Source organism: Streptomyces sp. NPDC060027, from assembly GCF_042737005.1.
Classification (GTDB): domain Bacteria; phylum Actinomycetota; class Actinomycetes; order Streptomycetales; family Streptomycetaceae; genus Streptomyces.
This window is the reverse complement of sequence record NZ_JBHWVI010000300.1, coordinates 1-8,330: the sequence shown is the minus strand read 5'-3', so window position 1 is coordinate 8,330 and position 8,330 is coordinate 1. Positions and strand designations below refer to the sequence as shown.

The window sequence follows — 8,330 nt, the reverse complement described above, 5'->3', positions numbered from 1 at the left end:
GAGGTGCTGGACCGGCGTCTGCACCACCTGCCACCAACGCCTGCCCAGCGGTTCACACTCAAAGCCGAGATCAAGACAGACCTAACGGAGTCCTAGTAGAGCCTGCAGCTCTTCTGAGACCATCACGTACCCTGCGCCCGTGAGCGCTTGCTTCACCCTTGCAAGATCTCCGGCGTCCAGATCGCCTCCGCCTGAGCGTCATCCGTGCCGAAAAGGGCTCCGGGGCTGTCGGCCGACACCAGAGCCAGAGACCCGAACTTGCTTACGCACACCACGATCCGAGTCCCGCACACCGTCGCCTCTGCGGGGACAACGACGCGACCGTACTCACTGGAGTTGAGTGTCCCGCTCAGCTGAGCAACTCGTCCCGAAGTCACTCTCCAGCCCGGACGCTAGACGTCCGAAACGGCACGGCAACTTTGGCTACGGCTGCCATGGGTTCAGTCCCAGCAGACCGGTATCTCTTCTACTCCATATGTGTGCTGGCCGAACACGAAGGAGAGTTCATCCTCTGCGCAGGCGAGGGAAATTTTAGGAAACTTTTCTGCCAAGTGTTTCAGATAAAGACTCATTGCTGCTCTGGCTAGTGCATGACCTATACAATGATGGATCCCGTGACCGAAGGCGATATGGCCACTGGAGTCGCGACGAAAGTTCAGTTCCTTGGGGTGAGAGAACTTTCTCTCATCCCAATTCGCCGAGGCGAGGGAGATGAGAACGGTATCCCCTTTCCGGATAGTGCGGCCCGCGATGTGTACGTCCTCCGTGGCTCTGCGCGCCAGCCCCGTGTGAGAAACGGTGTTGTATCGCAGGAGTTCTTCCGTTGCGACGGAAGCCTCTATCTTGCCAGATTTGATGGAATCGAACTGTTCAGGCTCACGCAGTAGAGTCAATGTGGCAAGACTCATGCTGTCCCTGGTGGTGTCTATTCCGGCAATGATGAGCATTAGTATTGAGGATTTAATCTCGGATCGCCGTGTGTCGTCGGCTTCGGGGAACTGCCCGGCCAGGCGGGCCAGCACGCCCGGATGGGAGGATGTCCACGAGATGTCTCTGACCAGCTCCGACGCCACGCGAGCCAGCGGTGACAGATTCCTCATGCGTTCGTCCCTGGACATGATGGAAAGCCAGTGTGTAACGGTCTCCTCGTGCTGTTCCGGGAGACCCAGGAAACCTAGGATGAAGTGATTGGTGAACGGAGTGATCACGCCGCTCAATAGGTCGGCGGGTGGCTCTTTGCTAAGGAAATTCTCTATGAGTCTGCCGAGGGTGCGGTCTGCGGTGCCGCGCATCTCGTCAACTCGCTTCATTGTGAATTCGCGAGACAAAATCCTCCGAAGCTCTGTGTGATCTGGGGGATCAAGGCTGAGGAGAGTTCTGATCTCTGCCCGCTGCCCTCGGGCTCTGTCGCGATTAGACGAGCCGTTGCCTTGCACTCCGAAACGAGGATCACTCAGAATGAATCGCGCATCTGCATGGTGCGTCACCAGCCATGCTGGATGACCATCATGCATCTGGACCAGGCTGATCGGTTCATTCGACCGGCGTTGTTCTAGGTCTCCCGGAGGCTCCCATGGTGAAACTCTCGGAAATGGGTAGGTGGAGATTTTTTCGTCGCCAGGCACTGATCAGTCATCTCCTAGTAAGCGAGAATCGAATTTATCGGAACTGTTGATCAGTGGTGTTTCCCCTTCTGGGGGTGGACCACGCAGCCGATCCAATCCAACGTGTGCCGCAAGCATGTCTGCGGAACCGGTTAGTGCGCCTGAGTAGGCAATGCTCAGTCTGTGTCAGCGTCTGGGAGGCAGGCTGAGAAGCGTCGTCGTCGACAATGATGCTCCAGAAGCAGGCGGAGCACCCTTGGCCACGGCTGTTGGGCAGCAATTGCTCAAGGCGTGCGCAGGACATGACGCCTAGCCTCTTCGTCGTAGCGGATCGGCGGTCTGCCCGAAGAGCACGTGTGGGGCGGCTTGAGGGCCTGAACCATCAGCTCTTGGGTTGGAGCCGGCCAGAGCGCGGATGGGTTCGGGGCGACCTGTTGGTAGACCGACCGGACCATCAGGGCCGGTGGGCGCTGCTCCGGAAAGACCCGTTTGCGGAGACGCATGCGGCGGTCGGCCATCCACGTGACGACGGTGAGGGCGCGAGCACATGACTAATTCGGCAGGATCCCGGAGTCGCTGGTCGTTTCCCCGTCTGCTCAACTGGGCCGACATGAACGTCACAAGGCCATCGCGGGACATCTCCTTCTCGCGCAGGTGGAGAAGAGCGCCGGCTGGTGCGCAGCTGTTCCCTGACAGGCATCACTGGTGTCCCCCCGGACTTCGCGCCGCGGCTGCGAGCCAGAAACACGATCGATGAAGCTCGGCGCGAGTAGTGGGGATAAGGAGCAGTCCGGCCGCGGCGCAGCGCGACGACTGCGGGCCAAGGTCACCGCAAGCATTCCGGGTGCGGCGTGGGCGGTGCTGGTCGGTGACGCGCTCTCGGCGGTCGGCAGCGGGCTGACCCTGCCTTTCCTGCTGGTGTACCTGCACACCGTGTGCGGAATTCCTGAGGGGTATGCCGGACTTGCGGTCGCCGCGCTGGCTGGCGCAGGTCTGATCGGAAATCCACTCAGCGGCTGGCTGGCAGACCGCGCCGCACCGCGTACAGCGCTGCTCCTGGGGTTGCTCACGGCGGCCGGTGGGGCAGGAGCGCTGGCGTGCGTGCACAGTACGTGGCAGGCATTCGCCGCAACTGGCCTGATGGGGCTGGGCGCCGGAATCGTCTGGCCGGCTCAGGATGCCTTGCTTGCGACCGTGGTGGAGTCCTCGCAGCTATCCACAGTGTTCGCGGTGAGGCATGCCACCTTGAATGTCGGCGTAGGCACAGGGGCCGCACTGGCTGGACTCATCGCTGACCTGTCGTCCCCAGTGAGCTTTCAGCTCCTCTACCTGCTGGATGCCGTGACCTTCCTGCTCTTCATTCCGATACTGCTTGTTGCACCCGGCCTGCGGAGCCGCGGTGCCCTCCGGCCGCAGACAGCGCGATGCCCGGGTGGGGGGGCTGAAGGCTTGCCGGGCGAGGGTATTCGACAAGTGCTGTCCGACCGGCCGTTCCGGCGGCTGTGGTTGGTTGTCCTCCTGGCTGTAACAGCGGGCGCGGTCCAGATACAGGCTGCCTTTCCTATCTATGCGATCGAGAGCGGAGGGCTGGACGCCGGATCTCTTGCTCGCATGTATACGGTGAATGCATGTGCTGTGGTCCTGATGCAGTTGCCGGTGATGAGGTTCATGAAACAGCGGTTGCGCACTCGAGGGCTGGCTGTCGTATGCCTGTGCTGGGCTGCGACGTGGGTCCTCACCTTGGCGGGCGGTGAACTCGGTAGCGGTGTGGGGGCCGTATGGATGTTCACCGCGGCGATGGCGGTCTTCGCACTTGGCGAGACGTTTCTTTCGCCCACTGCCGCACCGCTGGTCAATGAACTGGCCTCAGATCATCTGCGGGGCCGGTACAACGGTCTGTATGTCCTCGCATGGACATGCGGCTCGATCGGCGGGCCCGCCCTGGCTGGTCTGCTGGTCTCAGGCCAGGCATCTTTGCTGTTCGCTATCTGTATCGCTGGGCTGCTGACGGCTGCCGGCCTTGCACGCCGCCTGGAGCGGATTGTGCCTGAAGCCGTGAACCGGGCTGCCCCCACGTCGATACATGCCACCGAGTTGGTTCCTGCAGATTGATGTGTGGTCGGCCAGGCATGTCGTGGCGCAGCCGGGAGAGCCGTTCTGCGCGCCTTGCTTCCCATGCCCGACTTGAATGCTCTGTCCGTCGAAGAGAACTCGACGCCGCCGTTACCTCCGGCATGCCACAGAATCAGCGACAGTATTAGGGCGACACCGTGGACAGCGGTGACGTCGCTGAGTACTTATTACTCTTCGAACGGGTCGGCAGCTACTACACAGTGGGACTGCATGTCCCGCAAGCTGCGCCGCCGTGGTCGTTGAGATCCATCGGACTGTCCGTGGGTGCCCAGTGAGCCGAGAGTGTCGCAGGTTGCCCAGAACGGACAGGTCCTGGTCACAGGGGGAGCGACGTAAGCCGCCACCTCTCTGCGGCACCCGCGGCTGTGCCAGTTGCTCACCGAACACTGTAGGAGGTCAAATGGAGCAGCAAGTACGTGTTGCCCTGGTTGCTATGCCATGGCAGGCACTGGACGTGCCTTCGTTGCCTCTCGGCTTGTTGCGAGCCGTCTGCGGTCGTGACGGGCGGGAGCTGCCGAAGAGCTACTTCGGGCACCTGGCATGGGCTGAGTTCCTCTTGGAGCGAAGCGGGGGCGAGATAAAGCCGAGCGATTATGCGCATATCGCCTTCACCTGCAACTTCGACAATGTCGGGGACTGGGTCTTTTCCGGTGTTTTGCACGGCGACGATACCTTCGGGCGTACCGAGTTCGACGCTCATCGGGCGGCTTCGGGGGAAGACGTCGGTATGGCCCTGCAGATGAGGATGCTTGCAGCAGAATTTGTTGACAGGATGGCCACCGCGATCCTTGAGGATGACCCCGATGTGGTTGGTTTTTCCACCACGTTTCAGCAGAACGTGCCGAGTCTTGCACTAGCAGCCCGGCTCAAGCGGGAGCGCCCCGACCTGATCACTGTGTTCGGAGGCGGAAACTGCGACGGTGTCATGGGTGCCGCCCTGCATCGCTGCTACCCCTTCGTTGACTATGTAGTTCGCGGTGAGGGAGAAGAGGCCTTTCCTGCCCTGCTGCATGCAGTCGAGGGGAAGCAATCGGTCGACGCGATCCCTGGACTGTGCTGGCGCAGTCCAGACGGGAAGTCCGTTGCAAACACCGAGACTCGCCGGACCGTGCCCCCCGGCTTTATCCCCGTACCGGACTACGACGACTGGCATGAGCACATGCGCGGATCCGCTGTGCGTCGGTTCATCAAACCGAAGTTGCTCGCCGAGACCGCGCGAGGCTGCTGGTGGGGCGAGGCGCATCACTGCACGTTCTGCGGGCTCAACGGATCATTTATGACTTTTCGCAGCAAATCAGCCGAACAGGCAGTGAATGAGCTGCTGCACCTGGTGCAGCGCTATCAGATGCTGGACGTGGTGGTCGTCGACAACATCATTGACAACGCGTATTTCGACACGGTGCTGCCTCAGCTTGCAAAGCTCGACTGCGATCTGCGGATCCACTACGAGATCAAGGCGAATCTCAAGCCCGAGCAGGTTGCCGCACTTCGCGATGCGGGCGTGGTCTATGTGCAGCCGGGCATCGAGTCTTTGTCTTCCGCAGTCCTGAAGCTCATGGACAAAGGGGTGCACGCGGCGCACAACATCCGAACGCTGCGCGACTGCCAGTCGGCCGGACTCACTGTGGTGTGGAACTGGCTGTTCGGATTTCCAGGCGAGGTACCCGGCCACTACTGGCCCGCCATTGAGCAGCTCCCGGCCCTGGTGCACCTGCAACCTCCAGGTGGTGTGGGCCGGGTGGAGTTGGAGCGCTTCAGCCCGTACTTCAACAAGCCCGAGCTCGGCTTCCTGCGACGCCAGGTTAGGTCGACCTATCACTATGTCTATGACCTGCCAGAACGCGAGCTGAACGACCTGGTGTACAACTTCGACACCGACCATGCAGGTATCGACGGTGAGGTTCTGGAAGGGCTGAACCAGGCAACCGCCCGGTGGGCCGAGCACCACGAGGGCAGCACTCTGGTGCGGTACTTGGACGACGGCGGTCTGTGCGTTCGTGACCGCAGGCGTGGCTGGCCGCAGCGTGACCATTACATCTCAGATCCAGGGCTTGTGGCCGCCTACTTGGAGTTCGAGCACGGCCGTTCCCTCAGAGGCGCGCTGGCCCGGCTTGAGGACCAAGGGATCCGGCTTGACGAGGACCGGCTGCGCACCTGGGTGGAAGAACTGATGGCGGCGGGTCTCCTCTTCACCGAGAGCGGACGCTATGTCGCCCTGGCCACCGCAACTGAACCGGTAAGGATGGCGGAAGCGGCATGATCGACACTTCTCCGCACGGCGGCATGAGCACAACTGCAGAATGCTTCGGGCTCGGTCCACGCCGTGAGGTCGTGACCAACCCATTGGACATAAGCACCCTGGCCCGCATCGACATGGCGGAGATGGCCATGAAGGGGTGTAATCGTCTCGAGGTGGTCAAGGATGTCGAGCTCGGCCGCGATACGGAGTTCGACATCCGCTTTCTCCATCTGCTCAGGCAGGCCTCGACTTACGGCGTGTGGGTGTCTTGGCATGCTGCAGGGCTGCCCGACTGCTCTGTAAGCGATCTGCATCATCTTCCCCCTCCGCAAACCACCCGATCCGAGTCCGCCAGGTCAGCAGTTGAGCGGTGGCGGGACGAATACACCTACGGCCTCTGCTACTACCGCAAGGGGCCAGGATTCTGGCAAGTCAGGGACGCCAGGGCGGCCGGACGACGAGGTCGCTTCACTCTCGGCGGTGAGCGAGTAATCCAACTCTTGGAGCGACTCGACCGGCCGACCGCATCGGCCGAGCTCCTCGACGCGTCCGAGCTGCTCCCGGTTCTTTATGAGGCGCACCTGACCGTTCAAATCGGTGACTGGCTCCTCCTCCTGCCGCATCGGCTGCAAAGGTGGCCCATTCCTGCCTACAGCATCTGACAGTCGCTAACCTTGTTCTTTATCTACCAAGATCTTCCAGGTTTGCCGATGGCCTTGAGAGTCTCGGGATGTTTCGCGGTCTTGCCGACGTCGTAGCGGGTGGCGGGCCGCCGGTTCTTCGAGCCGGGAGGGCGTCCGGGTCCAGTTCCGGTTGGTTGAGGAACATGGGCGGGGCAGTGCAGGTGTGCGCGGATGTTCCTGAACCCCCGGCGGACCCGGGCTGGGGTGAGGTGTTCGGGCTTGGCCGGTTTTTCCCAGGGCCGGCGAAGTTCGATGGCGAGGGGCCGGGCGAGGCGAAGCTGGGTATGGGCGACGACCAGGAGCCAGGTCCAGCGGTCCGCGGCTTGGGGAGTACAGATCTTCGGGGTGGTCCAGCCGAGTGTCTGCTTTCCGAACCTGAAGGTGTGCTCCAGATCGAATCTCCTGAGGAACACCTGCCACCACAGGTCCACGTCCTCCGGGACGGCGCCGGTCTTCGAGGACCACAACCAGACCGGCGGAGCCTGGCGGTCCTTGGAGAGGTGCTCGACCTTGAGGCGGACCAAGGTGCCCTCAACGACGGGGAGTTCACCGTCGTGCTCCAGCCAGGCCGAACGGTGAGTCAGCCGTGGGTGGACCCGATCCCAGGCCTGGGCCGCTGTCTTGCCGTAGTTGATGGTGTCGGTGGCCGTCACGACGGCTGGTTCGGGCCAGGTCTCGGGTTGGGTGAAGCGGAACTCGGGCCCGTGCTTGGGCGGGCGCCCGCCCCTTGGGTCATGGACACGGGGCGGTTTCGGCAGGCGCATCACCCGGTCACTGCGGATCCGGCCGACCAGCTCGACGGGCAGGTCCCGCAGCACCCATGCCAGGCGGGTGACGTCGTAGCCGGCGTCCATGACGATCGTGATGTCCGGGTCTCCGGTCTGCCACTGGCCTACCGCGACGAGCCGCTCGACCACGGCTCTCAGCTGGGCGGCGGTGACTGCGGTCGCATCATCGGCGGGTCCGAGCCGGACCACGTCCAGGATCGCGGTCCATGACGTGGCCCCGGGTTCCAGGACGGCGACGAAGGAGTACGGCCAGCCCGGGATGAACTGTGACGCCGACTTCGCCCGCCCATAGACGTGGCAAAACAGCCTGTCCGCCGAGCAGGGCGCGTCCGACCGCTGCCAGGGCGACACATCAACCGCCAGCACCAGACGCCTCGCTTCGAACCGGGGCAACCGCAGCCCGGCCAGCACAGTTCGCAGCCGCTCAACATCGATGCGGCCGCGGTTGAGGGCTCCGTACATCGCTCCGTGCCCACGGCGATGCTCAGGCACCAGCGTCAGGTCCACCGGCGAGACAACCGGCCCATCGACACACAGCACCGCGTCGGTCAGTTCGAACAGTTCATCGCCCCGCGCGGTCAAACACTCGTAGAAGTCGGCCCGGAAGCATGACGCTTCCACGAACGCTTCCCGCCGGACACGGCGATGCAGCACACTCATGACAACGGCCTTCGGTTGATCCCGTATCTCTGTGACGGAGCACAGGATCAAGCGAAGGCTGTTGCCATGTCTGGCAAATGCCCAGGTGAGCAGCCTAGTTCGAGGCACATTTCGACACCGCTAGATAATAGGACTCCGTTAGGTCTGTCTTGATCTCGGCTTTGAGTGTGAACCGCTGGGCAGGCGTTGGTGGCAGGTGGTGCAGACGCCGGTCCAGCACCTC

General features: G+C 62.5%; 5 protein-coding genes. 3 read left to right on the top strand and 2 right to left on the bottom strand.

Annotated features, from left to right (window positions below; all coding sequences use genetic code 11):
* Positions 1-440 precede the first annotated feature (440 nt).
* Positions 441-1,292 carry a cytochrome P450 gene (locus tag ACFWBT_RS39390; RefSeq protein ID WP_385708609.1) on the bottom strand — a complete coding sequence of 284 codons (852 nt, stop codon included), beginning with the start codon at positions 1,290-1,292 and terminating at the stop codon, positions 441-443.
* A gap of 1,065 nt (positions 1,293-2,357) precedes the next feature.
* On the opposite strand from ACFWBT_RS39390, the gene ACFWBT_RS39385 reads away from it, so the two are divergent.
* From ACFWBT_RS39385 to ACFWBT_RS39375, 3 genes are all read left to right on the top strand, one after another.
* Positions 2,358-3,716, top strand: coding sequence for an MFS transporter (locus tag ACFWBT_RS39385; protein WP_385708606.1), 1,359 nt, complete (start codon positions 2,358-2,360; stop codon positions 3,714-3,716).
* Positions 3,717-4,137: 421 nt separating this feature from the next.
* Positions 4,138-5,997 carry a RiPP maturation radical SAM C-methyltransferase gene (locus ACFWBT_RS39380; RefSeq protein WP_385708604.1) on the top strand — a complete coding sequence of 620 codons (1,860 nt, stop codon included), beginning with the start codon at positions 4,138-4,140 and terminating at the stop codon, positions 5,995-5,997.
* Entirely contained in the window at positions 5,994-6,638 is a 645-nt protein-coding gene (locus tag ACFWBT_RS39375) for a DUF5825 family protein (RefSeq protein WP_385708601.1), read from the top strand. Before ACFWBT_RS39380 ends, ACFWBT_RS39375 begins: the two co-directional genes overlap by 4 nt.
* 23 nt (positions 6,639-6,661) lie before the next feature.
* On the opposite strand, the gene ACFWBT_RS39370 is transcribed toward ACFWBT_RS39375, so the two are convergent.
* Entirely contained in the window at positions 6,662-8,107 is a 1,446-nt protein-coding gene (locus tag ACFWBT_RS39370; protein ID WP_385708599.1) for an NF041680 family putative transposase, read from the bottom strand.
* Positions 8,108-8,330 lie beyond the last annotated feature (223 nt).

Coding starts and splice junctions, on each gene's coding strand:
- ACFWBT_RS39390 (WP_385708609.1), bottom strand. CDS start 1,292: ATGCGCGGCACCGCAGACCGCACCCTCGGCAGACTCATAGAGAATTTC.
- ACFWBT_RS39385 (WP_385708606.1), top strand. CDS start 2,358: ATGAAGCTCGGCGCGAGTAGTGGGGATAAGGAGCAGTCCGGCCGCGGC.
- ACFWBT_RS39380 (WP_385708604.1), top strand. CDS start 4,138: ATGGAGCAGCAAGTACGTGTTGCCCTGGTTGCTATGCCATGGCAGGCA.
- ACFWBT_RS39375 (WP_385708601.1), top strand. CDS start 5,994: ATGATCGACACTTCTCCGCACGGCGGCATGAGCACAACTGCAGAATGC.
- ACFWBT_RS39370 (WP_385708599.1), bottom strand. CDS start 8,107: ATGAGTGTGCTGCATCGCCGTGTCCGGCGGGAAGCGTTCGTGGAAGCG.